The organism is Streptomyces aurantiogriseus (assembly GCF_014649375.1).
Taxonomy (GTDB): Bacteria; Actinomycetota; Actinomycetes; order Streptomycetales; family Streptomycetaceae; genus Streptomyces; species Streptomyces aurantiogriseus.
In genome coordinates, this window is record NZ_BMSX01000017.1 from 152,583 (window position 1) to 174,190 (window position 21,608).

Below are 21,608 nucleotides of genomic sequence, written 5' to 3' on the forward strand. Positions count from 1 at the left end.
CGATGATCCGGGTGCTGATCGCCGACGACGAGCCGATGATCCGGGCGGGGGTGCGCGCCGTTCTTGCCACGGATCCCGGCATCGAAGTCGTCGCCGAGGCCGTGGACGGGCGCGACGCCGTGGAACTGGTCCGGCGCCACCGCCCAGCGGTGGCCGTACTCGACATCCGCATGCCCGGAATCAACGGCATCGAGGCGGCGGCGGAGATCCGCGGCACCGTGCCGACCACGCGTGTCATCATGCTGACGACGTTCGGTGAGGACGACTACATCCTGCAGGCACTCGGCGGTGGTGCGGCAGGCTTCCTGATCAAGTCGGGCGAGCCCGAGGAACTGATCACCGGAGTCCGTGCGGTGGCCGAAGGCGCCGCCTACCTGTCACCGAAAGTCGCGGCCCGTGTCGTCGCGCACCTCGCCGCGACGGGTGCGGGCACCCTGGCCGGTCGGCGCTCCGCCGCCCGTGACCGGGTCGCCGCCCTCACGGCCCGGGAACAGGAGGTACTGGCCTTTCTCGGGGGCGGCCTGTCCAACGGACAGATCGCCCGGCGGCTGCGTGTGGTGGAGGGAACGGTCAAAGCCCACGTGAGTTCCATCCTGGCCAGGCTGGGCGTGGACAACCGGGCTGCTGCCGCGGTCGTGGCTCACGAGGCCGGGGTCGTTCCTCCGCAAACTCCCCAGCCGTGATACCGCCCGCTGAGCAAGCGGCATGAAGGCGAGCAGCACGGCTGCCACCACGGCGCCGCCGAGCATCGCGCCGGCGAGCACATCGTGCGGGTAATGGACCCCCACCAGGACGCGCAGTAGCGCGGCGGAAGCGGCCAGCGGCAACGTGACTGCGGCGAGGCGACGCCACAGCACGGCCAGGCCGACTGCCAACCCGGCTGCCAGAGTGGCGTGGTTGCTCGGGAACGACCAGTCCCCTGCTCCGGGGCATTCCGCGACAAGGTCGGCCCCTGTGCGTAACGCACGGCACGGCCGCTCCTCGTCCACCACCAGCTTCACCGCTTCGCTCACTGCATAGGCCGCGACGGTGCCGAGGCCGGTCACCACGGATCCGGCGACCCCTCGTGCGTCTTTGCGACGGACTGCCGTCCACCCCATCCAGACCAGCACCATTCCGAGGACCACAAGACTGCCCTCGGTGGCCACTTCCAGGAGGGGGCCCAGCCACGACGGTGCATCCGCCACCGTCCCGGTCAGCGAACGGTACGCGGACGCCGAAGCCCCGCCAGTGACCTTGACCGCACCGGCCTCACCGAGCCCACCCGGGGAGAGCCAGGCGACCGCTCCCGCACCCACGCCCAGGACACCCAACGCACCGAGCAGCCGACCGGCCCGGATCTTCTCTCGTGGTTCTCGTTCCATGAGGCCCGAACGTAGAAGCGGGAACAGTCGAGAACCCGAGCCGAACGACAACCTCGGACCTTGACGATGGTCAGGGTTGACGGCTGCGGGCGCCTTCGGCCCGCGTCACGAACTGCCGATCTCAGTCGAGGGCGTGGCGCAGATAGGCCTGCGGGTCGGCGAGGTAGCGGCGCCAGTGGTCGACCATCGCGAGATCGTGCCAGGCCACCCGGCGCATGCCATGGTCGCCGACCTCGACGATGTCGGCGCCCGGCAGGGCGGTCAGCAGGGGTGAGTGGGTGGCGCAGACGACCTGGCCGCCGTTCTGCGCCAACTGGTGGAGATGGCCGATCAGTTCGAGGCAGGAGGAGAACGACAGCGCCGCCTCCGGCTCGTCCATCACATACAGCCCGGCCCGCAGGAACTTGCCCCGGAAGGCCGCGAGAAAGCCCTCGCCATGGCTGACCGAGTCAGGTGCGAAACCTTCCCTCTCCAGCGCGTCCACTGCCGTCTCGGCGCGGAGGAAGAATCCCTTGCGGGCGGACCAGGAGCGGAGCATGTGCCGTCCGCGTGGTGCCGCGTCGAAGCGGATGCGCTCACCCAGTACGGACTTGGCGCGGTGGCCGGCGTAGCGCCAGTCGTGCGAGCCGCCCCAGGAGTCCAGGCCGAAGCCCTCGGCGAGCGCCTCCACCAGCGTCGACTTTCCCGAGCCGTTCTCACCGACGACGAAGGTCACCGGTGCGGTGAAGCACAGGCCGTTCGCCAGGAGTTCGCGCACACAGGGGACCGACCAGGGCCACTCCGCCTCTCCGTACGAAGGCACGTGTGCGTACGCGCGTTCGATGATCACGCGTCGAGTCTCCCACGGGGGAGCGTCGGGCTCGCGAAGGTGCCCGGTTGCGAACCAGCTCCGGGTGTGGTGCTCCGTGCAGCGCCAGGGACGGGTGCCGGTCAGGACTGCCGGATCGCGGCGATGTCGAACTGCAGCGTCACCTTCTCGCCGACCAGGCCCCCGCCCCCGCTGACGCCCCAGTCCTTGCGGTTGATGGTCGCCTTGCCCGCGAAGCCCACCCGGACGGTACCCCGCGGATCGTTCCCGGCGCCGGTCAGCTCGAAGTCCACGGTGACCGGCCTGGTCACACCGCGGACGGTCAGATCACCGGTGACCTTGAAGCAGGTCTCGTCGACCTGCTCCACCCGGGTCGAGGTGAAGGTGATGGCCGGGTGGCCGTCCGTGTCCAGGAAGTCGTTGCCGCGCAGGTGGTCGTCGCGCTTCGGGTTACGGGTCTGGACGCTCTTCGTCCGGATCGTGAGCCGGGCGGTGGACTTCGACGGGGCGTCGCCGTCCAGGTGCGCGCTGCCCTCGAACTCGTCGAACTGCCCACGCACCTTGGTGATCATCGCGGCCCGGGCGGCGAAGCCGATGCGCGTGTGGGCCGTGTCGAGGACGTAGTCGCCGGTCAGTTCGCCGAGCTGGGTCGTGGTCGTCATGCTTGGTCACTCCTGGAAGGGAAGAAGCACGTGGATGCGGGCCGTCGCGGCCTGCGGGATGGTGTCGGTCTCAGCAGTACGACGACACAGCCCCTCGGAATGTGAGGCGGTGCCGCGACCTCACATTTCGGTGCGCTGTCTCGTCGAACCGGTGAAGGCAGATGCGACCGAGGGAGTCGTCGACACCATGACCACCCCGTCCGGGCCGGGAGACGGCCGACTGGATCCGGGCCTGAGCGCGATCATGAGCGAGCGGCGTCAGCTGATCAATCTCGCGTACCGGCTCCTCGGCTCGCTGGCCGAAGCAGAGGATGTCGTCCAGGAGACCTACGCCCGCTGGTACGCCATGTCCCCACAGCAGCGGGAAGGCATCGAATCCCCCGGTGGCTGGCTGACGACCGTCGCCAGCCGCATCTGCCTCGACCTGCTCGGCTCGGCACGGGCCAGGCGGGAGCACTACGTGGGTGAATGGATTCCCGAGCCGCTGCCCGACGGTACGGAGTGGATCAGTGGGCGGTGGGGCGGCGGCGCCACGGTCGACCCGGCCGACCGGGTCACCCTCGACGAGTCGGTCAACATGGCCTTTCTCGTCGTGCTCGAATCGATGACCCCGGCCGAGCGCGTGGCGTTCATCCTGCACGACGTCTTCCGCTACTCCTTCGCCGAAGTGGCCGAGATCGTCGGCCGTACGCCGGCGGCGTGTCGCCAGCTGGCCTCGTCGGCGCGCCGTCGCATGCGCGCGTCGCAGGCTCCCGCGACCCCGGCAGCCCGGCGCGCCGACATCGTCAGAGCCTTCAGGCAGGCATGGGAAGCGAAGGACATCGACGCCCTCATCGGCCTGCTGGCCCCCGACGCCACGGCGACCGGCGACGGTGGCGGACTAGTCCCGGCCTCGCTCCACCCGGTCGAAGGCGCCGAGCAGATCGCGCGCTTCCTCGCCGAACGGGCCGAGGCGGTACCCGACGTGACGATCCTGGAATGCACGGTCAACGGTCAGCCTGGCCTCGTGGCTCAGATGGGCGGCGTCCCCGTGTCAGTGCTGGCGTTCGACGTCGCAGACGACCGGATCACGCGCATCTGGGCAGTACTCAACCCCGACAAGCTCCGGCCCTGGACGGCGGGCTGACACGCGCCTGCGCACCAATCGGGTCCGCAGGGCGAGTTCTCTCCTGCTCCGTGCAGGTACGGACCGCTGTCGATTACTGGGGGCGCCGGTCAACGGGTCCGTGGGAATCGCGGTGTGTCGTACGGCGCGATCGTCCAGGCTCCAGCCGCGTCAAGGTCAAGACGGCCCAGTCCGACCAGGCGTTCGCCGCCGCGGGCCTGGTCCGCGACGTCGCGTACGAGGCGGGCGTCGTCGAGCTGACCAGCCGGCGCCGCCGGTCAAGTCGTCCCTGACCCGGGGTTTCGCTGCGACTAGGCCGACGTACTGATGAGCTCGTCAGTGACCCGTCGTGCGACGTCGGCGGGGTAGGGCGCCGGCAGTCCGAGGACGATGTGCCGGAAGCCGGCGTCGAGCGCCTCGGCGATCGCGTCGCGGGTGACGCCGGGCCGGTCGTAGGAGACGGGCAGGTGGATCGAGCGGGTGATCGAGGCGGGGTCGCGGCCGATCTCGGCGCAGTAGCGGTCCAGCAGCGCGCTGCGGCGGACGACGTCGCCGATGTCGCCGCCCGGGATGTTCCACAGGTCGGCGTGCTCGGCGACCACGCGCAGCGTCGCGGACGAGCGTCCGCCGATGAGGATCGGCGGATGGGGGCGCTGGACGGGCTTGGGGTTGCCGAACGCTCCGGTGAGGTGGTGGTAGGTGCCGTGGAAGTCGAACGGTTTCTCCTCGGTCCACAACCGCCGGATCACCGTGCACGCTTCGGCGAGGCTTCCCACGGCGTGGGCGGTGTCGTGGAAGGGCAGGCCGTGTGCCGCGTACTCACGGTGGGCCTGGGGAGGGCTGGGCCGTGAGCCGACGCCGATGCCGAAGTCGAGCCGTCCGCCGGAGACGATGTCGACGGTCGTGGCGATCTTGGCCAGCATCGCGGGCGGCCGGAACCGGTTGCTGGTCACCATGACGCCGAGCCGCAGTCGCCGGGTCTGGGCGGCCAGGGCGGAGAGCAGGGTCCACCCTTCGTGGACGGGCCCGTCCGGGTCGCCGCCGATCGGCATGAGGTGATCGAACAGCCAGGCGTGCTCGATCTGCGGGATCGCGTCCGCCTCGCGCCAGACCCGTAAGACGTCGTGGTAGTCGACCTGCATGGGGGCGGTCATGATCCCGAAGCGGGGCGGGGGGCTGTGGGGCATGGAGCCGTTGGTCCTTTCGACGAGTTCGGTGAGGGGAGGCTCTCTCCCGGACGGTCAGCGGCGCCGCAGCGACGGGTCGAGCAGCGCGGGCGGAGTGTCGTACTTCTCGTGCGGCGCCAGGTCGGTGCCGGGGGCGACGATCGCGTCGATCGCGTCGAGCACGTCGGCGGAGAGCACGGTGTCGGCGGCGGCGAGCTGCGCGTGCAGGTGATCCGGTGTGCGGGGGCCGATGAGCGCGCTGGTCACGGCGGGATGCGCGGTCACGAATCCGAGCGCGAGCTGGATCAGGGTCAGGCCGGCCTCGTCGGCGACCCCGGCCAGCTGCTCGACGGCGTCGAGCCGGGCCCGGTTGACGGGGAGGGTCGTGTCGAACCGTTCCGGCATGAACGTCGAGCGGCTGGTGGCGATGTCCCGGCCCGCGCGGATCGCGCCCGACAGCCAGCCCGAGGCCAGCGGGCTCCACACCAGCACCCCGAGCCCGTACTCCTCGGCCACGGGCAGCACGTCGGTCTCGATACCGCGCTGCAGGATCGAGTAGCTGGGCTGTTCGGTGACGTAACGGCTCAGGTGATGCTCGCGGGCGGCCCACTGGGCCTGCACGACGCGGTAGGCCGGGAAGGTCGAGGAGCCGAAGGAGCGGATCTTTCCCGCGCGCTGCAGGTCGGTCAACGCCGACAGGGTCTCCTCGTCGCTGGTGCGCGGGTCCCATCGGTGGATCTGGTAGAGATCGACGTGGTCGACACCGAGACGGCGCAGGCTGTTGTCCAGCGCGGTGACCAACCAGCGGCGCGAGCTGCCCTGATGGTTGCGCTCGTCGCTCATCGGCATGGTGGCCTTCGTGGCCAGCACGATGTCGTCGCGGCGGCCGGCGATGGCCTTGCCGACCATCTCCTCCGACTCGCCGGCGCTGTACATGTCGGCGGTGTCGATGAGGTTGATCCCGCCCTCGAGGGCGGCGTCGACGAGGGCGGTGGCCTCCTCCTGGGTGGTGCGCCCGATGGCGCCGAAGTTCATCGCGCCGAGCGCGAGGGAGCTGACCTGCACACCGGTGCGGCCCAAGGTGCGGTACTGCATGACCGTGTTCCTCCGTTGCGGATGAAGGGTGGGGGCAATGCATGGCTTGGTCGGAGGCCCTCCGCTCTGGCATCATGAGCGCAAGCGGAACCTCGTTCCGGAACGATACGGAACGTTGTTCCGCTTGGCAAGATCGGTTGTGCGGGGAGCGGCGTGGTGAACGACAGCGACGAGGGCGGCGCGGGGCGCGCGGCCCGGTCCAAGCGGGCGGACGCCCGGCGTAACAAGGAGACGCTGCTCGACGCGGCCGCCGCGGTCTTCGTCACGTCAGGCGTGGACGCGCCGGTACGCGCCATCGCGGCCGAGGCCGGCGTCGGGCTGGGCACGATCTACCGCCACTTCCCGACGCGAGCGGATCTGATCATCGCCGTCTACCGGCACCAGGTCGACGCCTGCGCCGAGGCCGGTCCGGCCCTGCTGGCGACCAGCGCGACTCCATACGCCGCACTGGGGCGGTGGATCCACCTCTTCGTCGACTTCCTGGTCACCAAGCACGGACTCGCCACCGCGCTGCAGTCCGAGGACGCCGGCTTCGACACGCTGCACGCGTACTTCCTCGACCGGCTCGTGCCCGTGTGCACCCAGCTGCTCGAGGCCGCGGCCGCCTCCGGCGAGATCCGCTCCGACCTGGAGGCCTACGAGCTCATGCGCGGCGTCGGGAACCTCTGCATCGGCGCGGAGAGCGATCCCCGCTACGACGCCCGTCGACTGGTCGACCTCCTCGTCGCAGGACTGCGCCGACCGCACTGACCGGCGGCCGGGCAGCCGAGGCGGCCCGGGCGTCGCCCGCGGCTCCCCCGCTCATCGGCCCGAGCACGGTGAACACGAGCACCGGCACGCCCGTACCCTCAGGGGACAGCGCCCATGAGCCCGCCGCACGGGCTCCGCCCAGGATGACCGCGATGATGAAAGCCGAGCAGCACCCCGAGGCACCGCCCATGCGGCGGTGGCGGGCGCTGCTCGTGCTCGGGCTGCTGGCCGGGTTGCTGGCCATGCACGCCCTGGCCCCCGGGGGCACCGTCCACGAGCACGCCGGCCCGCAGCACACGACGGCCGTGCACATGACGGCCGCCGCGGTCAGCGCTCACGACGACTGCGCCGGAGACGGCGGGCACTGCGGCGGAGGACCCCTCCATCACGCCGATCCCGCCTGCGCGGCGGCCGCGGTGAGCGGGGCACCGGCTCTGCCCGCCCTCGCACCCGGCCCGGTGGCCGCCCCCGTACACGCCGACGCCGTCCGCTCGTACGCGACCGGAGCCCCGGACGGCTCACGCGCGCCACCGTCACTGGCGGAACTCCAGCTCCTGCGGATCTAGACACCACGGCACCACGTCACCGGCACAGCCGCGTGCTGCGCCTCGGCACGTCCGGATCCCTTTCACACAGCACAGCAGGAGTTCCAGCATGCGCAACATCCGTACCCTGACCCGCCGCGCCGCCGTGGTGGCCGCGTCCGTCACCGCCGCGCTCGTCCTCGCCGCCTGCGGCGACGGCGGCGACGACAGCGGCACCGGGCACGCGGGCGGCCACAGCTCCGCGTCGTCGTCGGCGAGCGCCGACGCCACGGCCGGGGCGCACAACGCCCAGGACGTGTCCTTCGCGCAGGGCATGATCCCCCACCACCAGCAGGCCCTGGAGATGGCCGCGCTCGCCGCCGACCGGGCCTCCTCAGCCGAGGTCAAGGACCTCGCCTCGCGCGTCGAGAAGGCGCAGGACCCGGAGATCAAGACCATGAGCGGCTGGCTGACGTCCTGGGGCGAGGACGTCCCGGCGTCGTCCGACAGCGCCGCGGAGTCGATGCACGGCATGGACCACTCGGGGATGCCCGGGATGATGGACAGCGCGGACATGGACAAGCTGGAGAAGGCGTCCGGCACGGACTTCGACACCATGTTCCTGACCATGATGATCGAGCACCACGAGGGTGCCGTGGACATGGCCACCACCGAGAAGGACAAGGGCGAGTACGGTCCCGCCACGTCCATGGCCGGCGACATCGTCACCGCGCAGACCGCCGAGATCGCCGAGATGAACAAGCTCCTCGGCAAGAGCTGACAGGCCGGAGGGGGCGGGTCCGGTGTCCCCACCGGACCCGCCCCCTCCCCGATGCGTGCCTACGCCGGGCGCCGCCTCAGTGCCGATGTCCGTCGGCGGACTCCTCCGTGCCCGTCGGCCCACCGTCGGCGGACTCCTCCGTGCCCGCCGGCCCGCCGGAGCGGACCGTGAACGCCGCCGTGTGGACGCTTCCTTCGTGCTTGAAGTCGAGGAAGAGGCGGTAGGTGCCGCTGCTGGGGGCCGTGGCCGTGAACGAGATGCCCGGGCCGGGCCTGGTCGCGCCGTCGCCGGGTTCGCCGCCCGGGTGGACGTGGAGGTAGGCGAGGTCGCCGGAGCGCAGGGCGACGAGGTGGCCGTACGCACCGAGGTAGGGCTGGAGGTCGGTGACCGGCTTGCCGTCGCGGGAAACCGTCAGCTTCAGTTCGCCGGCCGCGCCCGGGCGCAGCTGCCCGTCCAGCTCGACCTCGTAGCCGTCGGTCCTGGACGTGGTGGCGGGCGCGGGCAGGTCCTTCGGCTCATACGGGCCCGAGGCCGCGAGGTCTGCTCCGAGGGTGAGGTTCTCGGCCCCCTTCGCCGCCGGGGTGAAGTCGGCGAAGATCCGGTAGCCGCCTGCCCGGGGCAGGTCGACGGGGATGCTCCAGGTGCCGTCGGCGGCGCGGGTGGGGTGCAGGTGGCGGTAGGTGACCAGGTCACGTGAGGCCAGGATGAGGTGAAGTTCCTTGTCGTGCTCGCGTCGGTAGGTGGTGACGGCGCGGCCGTTCCCGTCCCGGATCGCGAAGCGCAGGTCGGTCGGCTGTCCTGCCGCGACCCTCGGGGTCCTGAGGTCGAGGGTGTACCCGCCCTCGGAGATCTGCAGGCCGCCGGCCGCCGGGGTCGACGCGTGCTCCGCGTGGCCGCCGCCTTCCTCCGGCGCCGGTGGTTCCTCGCTGTGGCTGTCATGGCGTGCGGGCGCCTTGTCCGCGACGACGGGGTCGACGCCCTTGCCCACGCCATAAGCGGTGCCGAAGGTCGCGGCGAGCGCTGCGGCGAACGCGGTGATCTTCAGTCCGGCCTTCATGGATGCCTCCCGGAGAAGAGGGGCCCTCGGACCTTGCGCGGGGGGCCTCGATTCACTTCAAGATACCCCCAGGGGGTATAAAGTCAAGCGCTCGCACCGCTTGCCCTCGATACCCCATGGGGGTATACAGGAGACGGATACCCGGATACCCCCACCCCGTATCCGAGCCAGAGACTCGCGATCCGACCGACCGACCGACCGACCGACCAGGAGGAAACCCCATGTCCTCGTCTTGCTGCTCCGCCGACGGCACCTGCTCGACCGGCACCGCCGGCCCGACCACGACCACGGAAGGCGTCACCACGACGTACGCCGTCTCCGGCATGACCTGCGGCCACTGCAAGGCCACGCTGACCAAGGTCATCGGCGAGCTGGACGGCGTGACCGGTGTCGACGTCGACCTCGGCACCGGCCGGGTCACCGTCAGCAGTACCGCGGAGCCGGACGACGCGGTGATCGCCGAGGCCGTCGACGAGGCCGGCTACGGGCTGACCGGCCGGGCCTGACCCGCACTCCCCCGCACGGCCGGGACCGTGTCCCGGCCGCCCACCCGACGAGGAGCAGCCATGACCACCACCACGACCGGCGCCGAGGTAGAGCTCGCCATCGGCGGTATGACCTGCGCCTCGTGCGCCGCCCGTGTCGAGAAGAAGCTCAACCGGATGGACGGGGTCACCGCCACCGTCAACTACGCCACCGAGAAGGCGAAGGTCAGCTACGGCGGTGACGTGTCCGTCCAGGACCTGATCGCCACCGTCGAGGCGACCGGCTATACCGCGCGGGAGCCCGCCCCCGTACCCACCCGGACCGGGAGCGGCGACGACACGGCGGGGACGGACGACGAACTGCGGCCGCTGCGGGAGCGGTTGGTCACCGCGGTGGCGCTGGCGATCCCGGTCGTCGCGATGGCGATGGTCCCGGCGCTGCAGTTCGAGTACTGGCAGTGGCTGTCCCTGACGCTCGCGGCACCCGTGGTGACGTACGCGGGATGGCCCTTCCACAAGGCGGCGTTCACCAACGCGCGGCACGGCGCGGCCACCATGGACACGCTGATCTCGGTCGGCACATCGGCCGCGTTCCTGTGGTCGCTGTGGGCGCTGTTCCTCGGGACCGCGGGCACGCCCGGCATGACCCACCCCTTCGAGCTGACCGTCGCCCGCGGCGACGGCGCCGGGAACATCTACCTGGAGGCCGCTGCCGGCGTGACCGCCTTCGTCCTGGCGGGGCGGTACTTCGAGGCGCGGTCCAAGCGCAAGGCGGGAGCCGCCTTGCAGGCACTGCTGGAACTGGGCGCGAAGGACGTCACCGTACTGCGCTCGGACGGCAGCGAACAGACCGTCCCCGCAGCGGAGTTGACGGTCGGGGACCGCTTCCTCGTCCGCCCGGGCGAGAAGATCGCCACCGACGGGACAGTCGTCGAGGGTTCCTCCGCCGTGGACGCCTCCCTGCTCACCGGCGAGTCCGTCCCCGTGGAGGTGGGCGTCGGCGACGCGGTCACGGGTGCCACGATCAACGCGGGCGGCCGCCTCGTCATCGAGGCCACCCGGGTCGGCGCCGACACCCGACTGGCCCGGATGGCCAAGCTGGTGGAGGACGCGCAGAACGGCAAGGCCGCGGCGCAGCGGCTCGCGGACCGGATCTCCGCCGTCTTCGTGCCGATCGTGATCGCCCTCGCGCTGGGCACGCTGGGCTTCTGGCTGGGCAACGGCGCGGGGCTGACGGCCGCCTTCACCGCCGCCGTCGCCGTACTGATCATCGCCTGCCCGTGCGCCCTCGGCCTGGCCACGCCGACCGCGCTGCTGGTCGGCACCGGACGCGGTGCCCAGCTCGGCATCCTCATCAAGGGCCCGGAGGTCCTGGAGTCCACCCGCACGGTCGACACCATCGTCCTCGACAAGACCGGCACCGTCACCACGGGCCGTATGACCCTGCTGGCCGTGCATGCCGCCGACGGCACCGACGAGGGCGAGGTCCTACGGCTGGCCGGCGCGCTGGAGCACGCCTCCGAGCACCCGATCGCCCGCGCCGTCGCCGACGGGGCACTGGAGAAGCTGGGCTCGCTGCCCACCCCCGAGGACTTCGCGAACCTCCCCGGCCTCGGCGTGCAGGGCATCGTCGACGGCCACGCGGTCCTTGTCGGCCGGGAGCGGCTGATCGCCGACTGGGCCATCGCACTGCCCGAGGACCTGGTGCGGGCCAGGACCGAAGCCGAGGCCGCGGGGCGCACCGCGATCACCGTGGCCTGGGACGGAGAGGCCCGGGCGGTCCTGGAGATCGCCGACGCGGTGAAGGAGACCAGCGCGGAGGCGATCACCCGGTTGCGCGCCCTCGGCCTGCGGCCGATGCTGCTGACCGGCGACAACAGGGCCGTGGCCGAGTCCGTCGCGCGCGAGGTCGGCATCGCACCCGAGGACGTCGTCGCCGAGGTGCTGCCGCAGGACAAGGTCGACGTCGTCAAGCGGCTCCAGAGCGAGGGACACTCGGTCGCGATGGTCGGTGACGGCGTCAACGACGCCGCCGCTCTCGCCCAGGCCGATCTGGGACTGGCCATGGGCACGGGCACGGACGCCGCCATCGAGGCCGGCGACCTGACCCTCGTACGAGGCGACCTGCGCGCGGCGGCCGACGCCATCCGCCTGGCCCGCCGCACCCTCGGCACCATCCGCTCCAACCTCTTCTGGGCCTTCGCCTACAACGTGGCCGCGCTCCCGCTCGCCGCGGCCGGCCTGCTCAACCCCATGATCGCCGGGGCGGCCATGGCCTTCTCATCGGTCTTCGTGGTCGCCAACTCCCTGCGTCTGCGCACCTTCACGTCCGCCCACTGAGTCACCCACGCGTCCGGCCAACCCGATGGGATCGGAGACGAAGCCATGAACCACAGCGATCACCCCACCGGAACCCCGCACGACCAGGACGCCCACGCCGGCCACCTCCCCGGTCACGCCTCCCACGCGGGCCACGGAGGTGCCTCCTGGGCGACGGCGGTGAAGGCGACGCTGCACTGCCTGACCGGGTGCGCCATCGGCGAGATCCTCGGCATGGTCATCGGTACCGCCCTCGGCTGGGGCAACGTGCCGACCATGACCGTCGCGATCGTCCTCGCGTTCCTGTTCGGCTACTCCTTCACCCTGTTCGCGGTACGCCGGGCCGGGCTGGACCTCAAGTCGGCCGTCAAGGTGGCCCTGGCCGCCGACACCGTTTCGATCGCCGTGATGGAACTGGTCGACAACGCCATCATCGCGTTCACCCCGGGCGCCATGGACGCCGAGCTGGCGGACGGCCTGTTCTGGTCGGCCCTCCTCGGCGGCTTCGCGGTCGCCTTCCTGATCACCACGCCCGTGAACAAGTGGATGATCGGCCGCGGCAAGGGCCACGCCGTCGTCCACGCCTACCACTGACAGACGGCGCCTCATCGGCGCGGGGAGCGGGTCGACGGGGGTGCCCACGCGCGAGGTCTTCTCCCGCTCGGGCGAAGCCGGGAGCGGGGGAGGGCGTAGCCCTCGCGTACGCGGCAGGATTCGCCGGACAGGCCGGGGCACCCCTCAGCGATCAGGTACGGCGGGGCGTTCTCCGTTGGCGGGTGTCCGGGCTTCGGGTGAGGATCGAGGAGTGGGTGATTGTTTCGGCGCGTGCGCTGAGGCGCCGCGGTGAGCGGCCTCGCCGGGTCGGCGTCCGGTGGGCGCGGAGGTCCCTCGGCGGAGCCTCTGACACCGACCGGTGATCCTCTTCTGGCCGCACGGTTCAGCGTTCCGGTGCCGCCCAGGGTGTTCCTGCGCAGGCCGCGGCTGACCGAGCGGCTCGCGCGGGGGGTGCAGGGGCCCCTGACGCTGGTGAACGGGCCGGCGGGGGCGGGCAAGACGCTGCTGGTGGCCGACTGGGTCCGTACCGGGGCCGCGCCGGGTCGGGTGGCGTGGCTGACGGTGGAGCCCGAGGACAACGCCCCCGGGGTGTTCTGGACCTACGTGCTGGAGGCACTGCGCCGCCAGGGTCCCGATCCGCCCGACGAGGTCGACGGTGCCGGCGGCCCGGCCCGCCCGGGCGAGGTGGACCACTCGCTGCTCGCCCGACTCGCGGCCCGGCTGAGCCGGCGCACCGAGCCCGTGGTCCTCGTCCTGGACGATTTCGACCGGGTGGTCTCCTCGGCGGAGGTCGCGGACGCGTTGCAGTTCGTGCTCCGGCACGCGGCCGGCGGGCTGCGCCTGGTCATCATCAGCCGTACGGAGCCACTGCTGCCGCTGCACCGCTATCGCGCCGCCGACGAGGTCACCGACATCCGCGACGCCGACCTCGCCTTCCTGCCGGAGGAGACCGCCGCGCTGCTGAGCCGGCACGGCATGCACCTGTCGGAGGACGCCGTGCGGGCCGTGGCCGACCGGACCGGTGGCTGGGCCGCCGGACTGCGGCTGTGCATCCTCGCGGCCCAGCAGGCCGACGACCCGGAGTCCTTTCTGAAGGGCTTCGAGGCGGGCCGGAGCACGCTCGCGGACTTCCTGCTCGCCGAGGTGCTCGACGCCCAGCCGGCCGAGACGCAGGACCTTCTGCTGCGCGGCAGCATCCTCGAGCGCATCCACCCCGAGCTGGCCGACGCCCTCACCGGCAGGGACGACGGGGAGCCCATCCTCGCCGGACTGCAGCGGGCGAACGCCTTCGTCGAGGCCCTGGGTCACTCGTGGTACCGGCTCCACCCGCTGTTCGCCGAGATCCTCAGGGTCCACCTCCGCGTCCGCCGGCCCGGACTGGAGCCGGAACTGCACCGCAGGGCGGCGCGGTGGCTGAGCGAGGCGCGGCTGCTCACCGAGGCGCTGCCGCACGCCGCGGCCGCGGGTGACTGGGAGCCGGCCGCCACCCGGTTCATCGACGAGCTGGCGATCGGGCGGCTGCTGACGGGACTGGACGCCCAGCGGCTCGACGCGCTGTTCTCCCGGATGGACCCGGACACCCCCGGACCCGCCGCGGACCTGGTGCGTGCGGCCCGTGAGCTGGCCCGCCACAACGTCGATCAGGGCCTCGAGCGTCTCCGCCGCGTCCAGGAGCACCTGAGTGAGGACGGCGCTCGGGTCTCCGGGGCGCAGCGGCTCAGCTGCGCCCTGCTGGGGGTGCTCGCCGCCCGGATGACCGGCTCGGCCGATCTGGCGGAGGCCGCCGCGAAGGAGGTGGAGGCCGCCGAGCAGGACATCTCCCCGGAGCGTCTGGCGCAGCATCCGGAGCTCACGGCGCTGATGCTGACGGATCTGGGCTCGGCGCAGCTGTGGGCGGGACGCTTCGACGCCGCCCGGGCGTCGCTCACGGCCGCCGCGCACCTCGACGCCGGGCCGTCGACCGCGTTCCCCCGGCACGAGTGCCTCAGCCGGCTGGCTCTGATCGACTTCCTGCGCGGCCGGCCGGCCCGCGCCGAGACGCACGCCCGGGAGGCGATCGCCGAGGCGGAGCGTTCCGGGCTGCCGCCCGCCGCCCGTACCGGGGTCGCCGAGCTGGTCCTGGCCGCTGTCGCCGTCGACCGGGACGAGCTCGCCACGGCCCGCGCCCACCTCGACCGGGCCGCCGCCGCTTCCGCCGCCCCGCACGATCCCATCGTGACGACGGAGCTGACGCTCCTGCGGTCACGTCTCCGGCTGGCCGAAGGCGACCCCCAGGCCGCTCTGGACGCCCTCGACGGCCTGGCACGGCCGTCGACCGTGGTCCGGCCCTCGCCGTGGGTGGCCGACAGGATCGCCCTCGCCAGGTCCGCCGCGCATCTGGCGGCGGACCGCCCGCAGGCCGCGCTGGAGGTCCTCGGCGACGGCTCCCCCGGGCCGCAGAGCGCGGTGGCCGCGGCCCGGGCCAGGATCGCCGACGGTGCGTGCGAGGAGGCGCTTCGGCTGCTCGACGAGCTTCCCACCGTCCAGGGCGAGGGGCCCGCGGTCGCCGTACGGGCGCTGCTGGCGCGGGCACAGGCCGCCGATGCGCTGGGCGACGACGCCGCGGCCCAGCGCCTGACCGCGCGAGCCCTGTCGCTCGCCCGGCCCGAGCGTCTGCGGCGGCCCTTCCTGGAGGCCGGCCCCTGGCTGCGACGACTGCTGCGCCGACGGCCCGTCCTGGCACAGGGACACGCCTGGCTCCCGGTCTCGGTGACGGGCCGCACGGCGGTGGCCGCCCGGCACGACCGGGCCCCCGTCCCCCTTACGGAACCTCTGATCACGGAACCTCTCAGCGAGCGCGAACTCGAGGTCCTGGGGCGACTGGCGCAGATGCTGTCCACGGAGGAGATCGCCGCCGACCTTCATCTGTCGGTCAACACGGTCAAGACCCATCTGAAGAACATCTACCGCAAGCTCGCCGCGACCCGGCGCAACGAGGCGGTCCGCCGGGCGCGTGCACTGCACCTGCTGTAGGCGCGTGCACCGCACCTGCTGTAGGCGCGTGCACTGCACCTGCTGTGACGGCGCCGCGGCCGCTGTCACTCGGCCAGGCGCCGCATTTCCACGACGTGCAGCCCCAGTGACTGGCAACGCGTCAGCAGACCGTACAGATGAGCCTCGTCGGTGACCTGACCGACCAGGACGGTCTGGTCCGGTACGACGAAGCGGCGCAGCTCCGGAAAGGCCTCGGCCAGTGTCTCCGGCACCAGCCCGTCGATGCGGATCTCGTACTGCATCGCGCACTTCTCTCGCGGTCGGGCGGGGGCTCGCAGGTGACGCCTCATGCGGCGAGCACCTTGGCCTTCGCCTGCTCGTACTCGGTGTCGGTGATCTGACCGTGGTCGTGCAGACCGGCGAGCTTGGCGAGCTCGTCCGCCCGGCTGGACCCGGCTCCCGGTGCTTCGGCGGCCGCTTCCCGCACATAGGAGCGGAAGGCCTGCTCCTGGGTCTGAGCCTGCCTGATCGCGCGCTCGCCCATCCCCCGGCCCCGGGCGATCAGATAGACGAAGACACCCAGGAAGGGCAGCACGCACACGAACAGCGTCCAGCCCGCCTTGCCCCAGCCGCTGAGGGCGTCGTCCCGGAAGATGTCGGTGATGACCCGGAACAGGAGCATCAGCCACATGATCCACAGGAAGAACCACAACATGGTGAGGAATCCGTTGAGCAGGGGATAGTCGGACACGATGGCCTCCGGTCGCCGGCCCGCCGCCGGACTGCCGTGGCGGGCAGTGGTCCCTGACGCGGTCCACGATGCGCCGGGGTGGGGCGCCGGGCATCACCCGGTGCGGGTGGCTCCGCCGGGGCGGCGACGGGTCCCGCCGCAACGGCGCGGGCGGCGCCGCGTCGAACGCGTGCGGGATCACCCGTGGCGGGTGATCCCGGGATCGCGATGCCGGACGGGAGTCATCCGGTCCGGGAGTCGCGCTGGACGACGCACAGCGCCCAGATGGTGAACCCGTACAGGGCGATCAGCGTGAGCGACCAGACGGGGTAGTACGGGATGGACAGGAAGTTGGCGATGATCAGCAGCGCCGCGACGCCCACACCGACGACCCGGGCCCAGGTGGCCGTCGTGAACAGACCGAGGCTCACGATGATCGCGGCGAGGCCGAGGAACAGCTGGATCCAGCCCCAGCTCGTCAGGTCGAACTTGAAGACGTAGTTGGGCGTGGTCACGAAGACGTCGTCCTGGGCGATCGCCATGATGCCCCGGAAGAGGTCGAGGACACCGGCGACGAACAGCATCACGGCGGCGAACAGCGTCAGGCCGGTGGCGGCGGCACGGGCGCCAGCCGCCCGTTCGTGACGTGTGGAGGTGGCCATGGAGGGTCTCCGTTCCTTCGTGCCTTCGGGCTGCCGGACACAGCCGCACTGCTCCCAGGCTTCGCCCCATGGCTCGCCGCGTCGTCACCCTGAGCGGGTGACCGGCGGACGGTCCCGGAACGGACCGGACCCCCCTCGGCACCTCAGCAGCAGCCGCCCACCGCGGCCGGTTCCTGTACGGCGTCGGCGTCGGCGTCGGCCGGGCCGCCGCAGCAGGTGCTGCCGTCGTGCCTGGCCAGGGTGTCGGCGTCGGCCTTGACCACGTACACCTCCCAGGGTTCCCGTCCGGGCCCGTGGACCCAGACCTTGTCCTGGAGGGCGTAGCAGCAGCTGGTGTCGCTCTCCACGTCGGTGGCCAGGCCCGCCTCGCCCAGCCGGGTCGTCGCCGCATGGACCGCTTCGGTGGTCGCGACCTCGACGCCGAGGTGGTCCAGGTGCGTGGCCTCGCCCGCGGTGCCTTCGATCAGGACGAGCTTGAGCGGGGGCTCGGTGACGGCGAAGTTGGCGTAGCCGTCGCGGAGCTTGGCGGGCCCGGTGCCGAAGAGCTTCGTGTAGAACGCCACGGATTCGGCGAGGTCGGGGACGCGGAGGGCCAGTTGTACTCGGGATGACACGGTGAGCCTCCTAGCGAGGGTGGGGTTCATCAGCCGCCGGTGGAGGCCGAGGGGAACCCTTTGTTTCGACATCCATCGATGTCTTGCTGCCAGCCTCCCACTTGCTTCGACAAACGTCAACATAGACATTCATCAAAATAGCTGGCGCGGGCGTGTCAACATAGACGCATGTCGAACATTGAGGCGCTGCCGCTGCTGGAGCCCGAGGCCCCGGAGTCGGCGGTGCCCTGCTGCCCGCCACTGACCGAGCGCCCGCTGACCGCCGACGAGGCCGAGAAGACCGCCCGGATGTTCAAGGCGCTCGGTGACCCGGTGCGCCTGCGGCTGTTCTCGCTGGTCGCCTCGCACGAGGGCGGCGAGGCGTGCGTCTGCGACATCTCCGACGTCGGCGTCTCCCAGCCGACCGTCTCCCACCACCTGAAGAAGCTCAAGGAGGCCGGGCTGCTCACCTCCGAGCGGCGAGGCACGTGGGTGTACTACCGGGTGGAGCCGTCGGTGGTGGCGGCGATGGGGCAGATGCTCGGCACCCTGGGCTGAGCGGACTCCGCAGGGCGGGCCCGTACGTCATTCGGCCGGCCGGGGGCGCATGAAGAGGAGCGCCACCAGGGCCGACCCGACGACGGCACCCACGAGTTGGGCGCCGATGAACCCGGCGACCGAGCCGGGCGCGATACCCGCGAAGGTGTCGGAGAAGGCACGGCCGATGGTCACCGCCGGGTTGGCGAACGACGTCGACGAGGTGAACCAGTACGCGGCGCCGATGTAGGAGGCGACGGCCACGGGCGCGAACTGCAGGCGGTCGGTGCGGGCCAGACCGAAGATCAGCAGGATCAGACCCGCCGTCGCGACCACCTCTCCCAGCAGCAGGTGCCCCGCCGAGCGGTCGTGCGTGGACCACTCCACCAACGGCTCGCCGAACATCGCGTCAGCCAGGATCGCGCCCGCGATCGCGCCGACGATCTGCGCGGGCACGTACGCGGCGGCCTCGCGCAGCGTGACGCCGGCGCCGCCGCGGCGCGCCGTCCACCACTCGGCCAGCGTGACGACCGGGTTGAAGTGCGCGCCGGAGACCGGACCGAGCAGGAGGATCAGGACCCCGAGACCGAAGACGGTGGCGAGGGAGTTGGCCAGCAGCTGTACGCCCACGTCGTTGCTGAGGTCGGTGGCCTGAATGCCGGAGCCGACCACGACCGTCACGAGGGCCGCGGTGCCGATCAGTTCGGCGGCGACCCGGGCGACCAGGGGCCTGCGCGGCGGGGTGGCGCCCGGGGCGGGTCCGACGGACTCGGGTTCGTCCACGGCTGTCGCGGACGCCTCGGTCGCGGGAGCTTCGGCGGGGGTCATGGGCAGGCCCTCTTGTTCTCAGCGGCGTTACGAGCGGACTCGGCCAGTTCGGCGAACTGACCGGCGAGCGAGGCGATGACGTCGGGCTTGAGCCGGTAGTAGGTGAACCGGCCGCACGGCTCCGTCTCCACGACCCCGGCCTCACGGAGCACTCTCAGGTGGTTCGAGAGGTTGGTCTGCCGGGCACCGGTCTCCTCCACGAGGTGGGTGGTGCACAGCGTCTCTTCGGCGAGCAGGGTCACGATCCGCAGCCTGAGCGGGTCGGCCAGCACCCGGATCAGGTCAGTGTCGACTGACGTCATCATGGACTGATACTTTCACATCAGCGGTGGCTGACATCACCGCATGCCGATGCCGTTCGCACCTGTGCCGTTCGCACCTGATGCCCGTCGCGAGACAAGAGAGCCCCCGATGTCCGACAAGCCCTCCGTGCTGTTCGTCTGCGTCCACAACGCCGGCCGTTCCCAGATGGCCGCCGCGTGGCTGACCCACCTGGCCGGGGACCGCGTCGAGGTCCGTTCCGCCGGCTCCGACCCGGGTGCCGACGTCAACCCGGCCGCCGTCGAGGCCATGGCCGAGGTCGGCATCGACATCTCCGCCGAGGTGCCGAAGATGCTCACCGTGGACGCGGTCAAGGAGTCCGACGTCTGCATCACCATGGGCTGCGGCGACACCTGCCCCGTCTTCCCCGGCAAGCGGTACCTGGACTGGCAACTGGAGGACCCGGCGGGCCAGGGCGTCGAGGCCGTCCGCCCGATCCGTGACGAGATCAAGGTGCTCGTCGAGGGCCTGATCAAGGAGATCGCGCCGGAACGTCAGGTCTGAGCACGAGCCCGGCACGAGAACGGGGCGTCGCGAAAGTCTGGAGTCGGGGCGCGCCATCTTGTTCGTGCCCCGTCACCCGTGTGACCCCGCCCTCTCGTCCCGCCGAAGCCTCGCTTCCCGACCATCTGGTGCTCCTGAATCGACGCTCGAGCAGGGGGACTTGAGATGTTCGAGACGATCACCGACTTCTTCGGCGGGCTGTTCGACGGGCCGACCTGGGCGAGCGCCGCGACCAGCGCCGTGTGCGCCAGCCTCGGGGCGCTGCTGCTGGCGCGGTTCCTCGGCTGGCGGCGCATCAGTTGGAGCGAGGTGTACAACGGGCCCATCAACAGCAAGGTGGGGCCCGGTATGTGGGAGGTCCACTGGGAGGGCCGGGCGATCCGCTACGGCAGCCTCGTCATGCTGGAAGTGCGCAACTCCGGTGTGCAGACGCTGGAGCCGGAGCACTTCGCCGCCCCGCTGACCTTCACCTTCGCCGGCAAGAAGGTCGTGCACTACAAGGTGCGGGACGCCAAGCAGCCGTAGGAGGAAGCCCTCCGCCCGGTGCTGCCCACGCGCCCCGCGCCCGAACCGGCGGACGCCACCGGCCCCGCCCCACGGCCGGCCACCGTCCGGACCACGGGCCGGATGACCGACACGATCACGCTCCCGGACTTCACCCTCAACCGGCGGGAAGGTTTCCGCCTCCTGGTGCTGCTGGAGGACGACGGGGCAGGCCCCTCGGGGAAGACGCCCAAGATCACCGCGGGCGGCAGGCTGAGGGGCGGCCGCATCATCCGCAGGGCGGGACCGACCCGCCGCCGACGGGCCGCCCTCATCTCCATGGTCCTCGCGGTCGCGCTGGGTGTCGGCGGCGGGGTGTACGTCTCCAACCGGAGCCTGGCGCTGAACGCCACCTACTCCTCGGGCCGCCTCACGGTGACCGGCTCGACCGCCTTCTCACCCCTCGCACACGAGGTCAAGGAGGCCTACGAGGAGCAGTGCGCGCAGGCCGAGGTCGCGCTGGACGCGGTCGGCAGCGACCAGGGGCTGGCGCGACTGCGCCAGAACCCGGCCGCGGAGACCATCGCCATGGTGGACACCGTGGCCGGGCAGGAACCGGAGAAGGGCATGGACGCCCATCGTGTCGGCGTCGTCGTCTACGCCGTGGTCGCCAACCGGCAGCTGGCGAGAGACCTGGGCGCCGGCCCGTCGCTCTGGGGCCGGGGCCTGACGCAGGAACAGCTCGCGCGGATCTTCACCGGGAAGAAGGTCGAGGACGCGGACGGACGCCTCGCCGACAGCACGCCTGTGGCGGTGCTCCGGGAGGAGGGCTCCGGCACACGGAAGGTCTTCGAGTCGAGAGTGATCGGCACCGAACACGGCACCCCCGCCTACTGCGCACTCCCGGCACCGGGCGAGGCGCCGAACGAGTCCACTGCCCAGGCCGCCCCCAGAACCTGTTCGGTGAAGTCGACCACGGAGCTCCTCGACTGCGTCAACCGCACCCCGAACGCCATCGGATACGCGGAGGCGGACGCCCTGCCCTTCTTCCCCAACGTCCGCACCGTGCCGATCAACACCACTCCCCCCACCAAGGAGGAAGTCCTCGACGGCGACTACGGCTTCTGGGCCTCCGAGGTCCTCTACACCCGCGAGGACGCGACCGGACTCACCCGCAACTTCCTGGACTTCCTCCGCAGCCGGGGCATCTCGAAGCTCCTCGAAGGCCAGGGTTTCCTCCCGTGCCGGGAGCTGCGGGACGCCGCGGTGGAGGGGATGCGGTGCGGTGACGCGTAGAACTGCGGCA

24 protein-coding genes and 1 pseudogene are annotated in these 21,608 nt (G+C 71.6%); 13 read left to right on the forward strand and 12 right to left on the reverse strand.

The features are described 5' to 3' along the window. The first annotated feature begins 2 nt into the window (after positions 1 to 2). A complete protein-coding gene (locus IE263_RS31715; RefSeq protein ID WP_189941271.1) occupies positions 3 to 683 on the forward strand; it encodes a response regulator in 681 nt (226 codons plus the stop codon). Here IE263_RS31715 and IE263_RS49785 read toward each other — a convergent pair. From IE263_RS49785 to IE263_RS31730, 3 genes and pseudogenes are all read right to left on the reverse strand, one after another. Next, positions 639 to 1,364: pseudogene (locus IE263_RS49785) on the reverse strand (phosphatase PAP2 family protein); the annotation flags it as partial. The gene IE263_RS31715 and the pseudogene IE263_RS49785 sit on opposite strands and share 45 nt — an antisense overlap. Positions 1,365 to 1,485: 121 nt before the next feature. Beyond that, positions 1,486 to 2,193, reverse strand: a complete 708-nt coding sequence (locus IE263_RS31725; RefSeq protein WP_189941272.1) for an AAA family ATPase — start codon at positions 2,191 to 2,193, stop codon at positions 1,486 to 1,488. A 101-nt stretch (positions 2,194 to 2,294) separates the two neighbouring features. Beyond that, positions 2,295 to 2,834: a YceI family protein gene (locus IE263_RS31730; protein WP_189941273.1), complete on the reverse strand. Its 540-nt coding sequence runs from the start codon at positions 2,832 to 2,834 to the stop codon at positions 2,295 to 2,297. 187 nt (positions 2,835 to 3,021) lie between these two features. Between IE263_RS31730 and sigJ the strand changes: the two genes are divergently transcribed. Then, entirely contained in the window at positions 3,022 to 3,960 is a 939-nt protein-coding gene (sigJ, locus tag IE263_RS31735; RefSeq protein ID WP_189941274.1) for an RNA polymerase sigma factor SigJ, read from the forward strand. Positions 3,961 to 4,250: 290 nt separating this feature from the next. Here sigJ and IE263_RS31740 read toward each other — a convergent pair whose 3' ends face one another. Together IE263_RS31740 and IE263_RS31745 are read right to left on the reverse strand one after the other, a co-directional pair. Further along, positions 4,251 to 5,126, reverse strand: coding sequence for an LLM class flavin-dependent oxidoreductase (locus tag IE263_RS31740; RefSeq protein WP_189941275.1), 876 nt, complete (start codon positions 5,124 to 5,126; stop codon positions 4,251 to 4,253). Between the two features lie 54 nt (positions 5,127 to 5,180). After that, on the reverse strand, positions 5,181 to 6,200 hold the full coding sequence (locus tag IE263_RS31745) for an aldo/keto reductase (RefSeq protein ID WP_189941276.1): 1,020 nt from the start codon (positions 6,198 to 6,200) through the stop codon (positions 5,181 to 5,183). 156 nt (positions 6,201 to 6,356) lie between these two features. Between IE263_RS31745 and IE263_RS31750 the strand changes: the two genes are divergently transcribed. The 3 genes from IE263_RS31750 (at position 6,357) to IE263_RS31760 (ending at position 8,255) form a co-directional block, all read left to right on the forward strand. Next, entirely contained in the window at positions 6,357 to 6,950 is a 594-nt protein-coding gene (locus tag IE263_RS31750; RefSeq protein WP_189941277.1) for a TetR/AcrR family transcriptional regulator, read from the forward strand. A gap of 152 nt (positions 6,951 to 7,102) precedes the next feature. Further along, the gene (locus tag IE263_RS31755; protein ID WP_229911280.1) at positions 7,103 to 7,516 is read left to right on the forward strand and encodes a DUF6153 family protein; all 414 of its coding nucleotides are present in this window, start codon (positions 7,103 to 7,105) and stop codon (positions 7,514 to 7,516) included. Between the two features lie 88 nt (positions 7,517 to 7,604). Next, a complete protein-coding gene (locus tag IE263_RS31760; RefSeq protein WP_189941278.1) occupies positions 7,605 to 8,255 on the forward strand; it encodes a DUF305 domain-containing protein in 651 nt (216 codons plus the stop codon). Between the two features lie 76 nt (positions 8,256 to 8,331). On the opposite strand, the gene IE263_RS31765 is transcribed toward IE263_RS31760, so the two are convergent. Further along, positions 8,332 to 9,312, reverse strand: coding sequence for a DUF8832 domain-containing protein (locus tag IE263_RS31765; RefSeq protein ID WP_189941279.1), 981 nt, complete (start codon positions 9,310 to 9,312; stop codon positions 8,332 to 8,334). A 221-nt stretch (positions 9,313 to 9,533) separates the two neighbouring features. On the opposite strand from IE263_RS31765, the gene IE263_RS31770 reads away from it, so the two are divergent. The 4 genes from IE263_RS31770 to IE263_RS31785 all read left to right on the forward strand — a co-directional run bounded on the left by IE263_RS31770 (position 9,534) and on the right by IE263_RS31785 (position 15,683). Then, entirely contained in the window at positions 9,534 to 9,818 is a 285-nt protein-coding gene (locus IE263_RS31770) for a heavy-metal-associated domain-containing protein (RefSeq protein WP_189941280.1), read from the forward strand. A 60-nt stretch (positions 9,819 to 9,878) separates the two neighbouring features. After that, complete coding sequence (locus tag IE263_RS31775; protein ID WP_189941281.1) at positions 9,879 to 12,137, forward strand: heavy metal translocating P-type ATPase; 2,259 nt, start codon at positions 9,879 to 9,881, stop codon at positions 12,135 to 12,137. A 45-nt stretch (positions 12,138 to 12,182) separates the two neighbouring features. Continuing rightward, positions 12,183 to 12,710 (forward strand): DUF4396 domain-containing protein, encoded by a 528-nt coding sequence (locus IE263_RS31780; RefSeq protein ID WP_189941282.1) that lies wholly within the window; start codon positions 12,183 to 12,185, stop codon positions 12,708 to 12,710. 354 nt (positions 12,711 to 13,064) lie between these two features. Next, positions 13,065 to 15,683 carry a winged helix-turn-helix domain-containing protein gene (locus IE263_RS31785; protein ID WP_229911281.1) on the forward strand — a complete coding sequence of 873 codons (2,619 nt, stop codon included), beginning with the start codon at positions 13,065 to 13,067 and terminating at the stop codon, positions 15,681 to 15,683. Between the two features lie 65 nt (positions 15,684 to 15,748). Here IE263_RS31785 and IE263_RS31790 read toward each other — a convergent pair whose 3' ends face one another. The 4 genes from IE263_RS31790 to IE263_RS31805 form a co-directional block, all read right to left on the reverse strand. Then, positions 15,749 to 15,946, reverse strand: coding sequence for a DUF8691 family protein (locus IE263_RS31790; protein WP_189941283.1), 198 nt, complete (start codon positions 15,944 to 15,946; stop codon positions 15,749 to 15,751). A 44-nt stretch (positions 15,947 to 15,990) separates the two neighbouring features. Continuing rightward, positions 15,991 to 16,395, reverse strand: coding sequence for an SHOCT domain-containing protein (locus tag IE263_RS31795; protein ID WP_229911282.1), 405 nt, complete (start codon positions 16,393 to 16,395; stop codon positions 15,991 to 15,993). A gap of 221 nt (positions 16,396 to 16,616) precedes the next feature. Then, on the reverse strand, positions 16,617 to 17,036 hold the full coding sequence (locus tag IE263_RS31800) for a DUF7144 family membrane protein (RefSeq protein WP_189941284.1): 420 nt from the start codon (positions 17,034 to 17,036) through the stop codon (positions 16,617 to 16,619). A 143-nt stretch (positions 17,037 to 17,179) separates the two neighbouring features. Continuing rightward, positions 17,180 to 17,650 carry an ArsI/CadI family heavy metal resistance metalloenzyme gene (locus IE263_RS31805; protein WP_229911283.1) on the reverse strand — a complete coding sequence of 157 codons (471 nt, stop codon included), beginning with the start codon at positions 17,648 to 17,650 and terminating at the stop codon, positions 17,180 to 17,182. Positions 17,651 to 17,818: 168 nt separating this feature from the next. On the opposite strand from IE263_RS31805, the gene IE263_RS31810 reads away from it, so the two are divergent. Beyond that, positions 17,819 to 18,187 (forward strand): ArsR/SmtB family transcription factor, encoded by a 369-nt coding sequence (locus tag IE263_RS31810; RefSeq protein ID WP_189941286.1) that lies wholly within the window; start codon positions 17,819 to 17,821, stop codon positions 18,185 to 18,187. Between the two features lie 27 nt (positions 18,188 to 18,214). On the opposite strand, the gene IE263_RS31815 is transcribed toward IE263_RS31810, so the two are convergent. Beyond that, complete coding sequence (locus IE263_RS31815; protein ID WP_189941287.1) at positions 18,215 to 18,994, reverse strand: aquaporin; 780 nt, start codon at positions 18,992 to 18,994, stop codon at positions 18,215 to 18,217. Next, positions 18,991 to 19,299 (reverse strand): ArsR/SmtB family transcription factor, encoded by a 309-nt coding sequence (locus IE263_RS31820; RefSeq protein ID WP_189941288.1) that lies wholly within the window; start codon positions 19,297 to 19,299, stop codon positions 18,991 to 18,993. The genes IE263_RS31815 and IE263_RS31820 overlap by 4 nt, the downstream gene beginning before the upstream one ends. Positions 19,300 to 19,405: 106 nt before the next feature. Between IE263_RS31820 and IE263_RS31825 the strand changes: the two genes are divergently transcribed. From IE263_RS31825 to IE263_RS31835, 3 genes are all read left to right on the forward strand, one after another. After that, entirely contained in the window at positions 19,406 to 19,819 is a 414-nt protein-coding gene (locus tag IE263_RS31825; RefSeq protein ID WP_189941289.1) for an arsenate reductase ArsC, read from the forward strand. 165 nt (positions 19,820 to 19,984) lie between these two features. Then, positions 19,985 to 20,344, forward strand: coding sequence for a hypothetical protein (locus tag IE263_RS31830; RefSeq protein ID WP_189941290.1), 360 nt, complete (start codon positions 19,985 to 19,987; stop codon positions 20,342 to 20,344). A 102-nt stretch (positions 20,345 to 20,446) separates the two neighbouring features. Next, complete coding sequence (locus IE263_RS31835; protein ID WP_189941291.1) at positions 20,447 to 21,598, forward strand: substrate-binding domain-containing protein; 1,152 nt, start codon at positions 20,447 to 20,449, stop codon at positions 21,596 to 21,598. Positions 21,599 to 21,608 lie beyond the last annotated feature (10 nt).

Excerpts from the sequence above, each read along its gene's own strand:
- IE263_RS31800 (WP_189941284.1), bottom strand. The coding sequence starts at position 17,036 with ATGGCCACCTCCACACGTCACGAACGGGCGGCTGGCGCCCGTGCCGCC.
- IE263_RS31810 (WP_189941286.1), top strand. The coding sequence starts at position 17,819 with ATGTCGAACATTGAGGCGCTGCCGCTGCTGGAGCCCGAGGCCCCGGAG.
- IE263_RS31780 (WP_189941282.1), top strand. The coding sequence starts at position 12,183 with ATGAACCACAGCGATCACCCCACCGGAACCCCGCACGACCAGGACGCC.
- IE263_RS31755 (WP_229911280.1), top strand. The coding sequence starts at position 7,103 with ATGATGAAAGCCGAGCAGCACCCCGAGGCACCGCCCATGCGGCGGTGG.
- IE263_RS31770 (WP_189941280.1), top strand. The coding sequence starts at position 9,534 with ATGTCCTCGTCTTGCTGCTCCGCCGACGGCACCTGCTCGACCGGCACC.
- IE263_RS31790 (WP_189941283.1), bottom strand. The coding sequence starts at position 15,946 with ATGCAGTACGAGATCCGCATCGACGGGCTGGTGCCGGAGACACTGGCC.
- IE263_RS31715 (WP_189941271.1), top strand. The coding sequence starts at position 3 with ATGATCCGGGTGCTGATCGCCGACGACGAGCCGATGATCCGGGCGGGG.
- IE263_RS31740 (WP_189941275.1), bottom strand. The coding sequence starts at position 5,126 with ATGCCCCACAGCCCCCCGCCCCGCTTCGGGATCATGACCGCCCCCATG.
- IE263_RS31730 (WP_189941273.1), bottom strand. The coding sequence starts at position 2,834 with ATGACGACCACGACCCAGCTCGGCGAACTGACCGGCGACTACGTCCTC.
- sigJ (WP_189941274.1), top strand. The coding sequence starts at position 3,022 with ATGACCACCCCGTCCGGGCCGGGAGACGGCCGACTGGATCCGGGCCTG.
- IE263_RS31775 (WP_189941281.1), top strand. The coding sequence starts at position 9,879 with ATGACCACCACCACGACCGGCGCCGAGGTAGAGCTCGCCATCGGCGGT.
- IE263_RS31825 (WP_189941289.1), top strand. The coding sequence starts at position 19,406 with ATGTCCGACAAGCCCTCCGTGCTGTTCGTCTGCGTCCACAACGCCGGC.
- IE263_RS31835 (WP_189941291.1), top strand. The coding sequence starts at position 20,447 with ATGACCGACACGATCACGCTCCCGGACTTCACCCTCAACCGGCGGGAA.
- IE263_RS31745 (WP_189941276.1), bottom strand. The coding sequence starts at position 6,200 with ATGCAGTACCGCACCTTGGGCCGCACCGGTGTGCAGGTCAGCTCCCTC.
- IE263_RS31765 (WP_189941279.1), bottom strand. The coding sequence starts at position 9,312 with ATGAAGGCCGGACTGAAGATCACCGCGTTCGCCGCAGCGCTCGCCGCG.
- IE263_RS31760 (WP_189941278.1), top strand. The coding sequence starts at position 7,605 with ATGCGCAACATCCGTACCCTGACCCGCCGCGCCGCCGTGGTGGCCGCG.
- IE263_RS31815 (WP_189941287.1), bottom strand. The coding sequence starts at position 18,994 with ATGACCCCCGCCGAAGCTCCCGCGACCGAGGCGTCCGCGACAGCCGTG.
- IE263_RS31820 (WP_189941288.1), bottom strand. The coding sequence starts at position 19,299 with ATGATGACGTCAGTCGACACTGACCTGATCCGGGTGCTGGCCGACCCG.
- IE263_RS31830 (WP_189941290.1), top strand. The coding sequence starts at position 19,985 with ATGTTCGAGACGATCACCGACTTCTTCGGCGGGCTGTTCGACGGGCCG.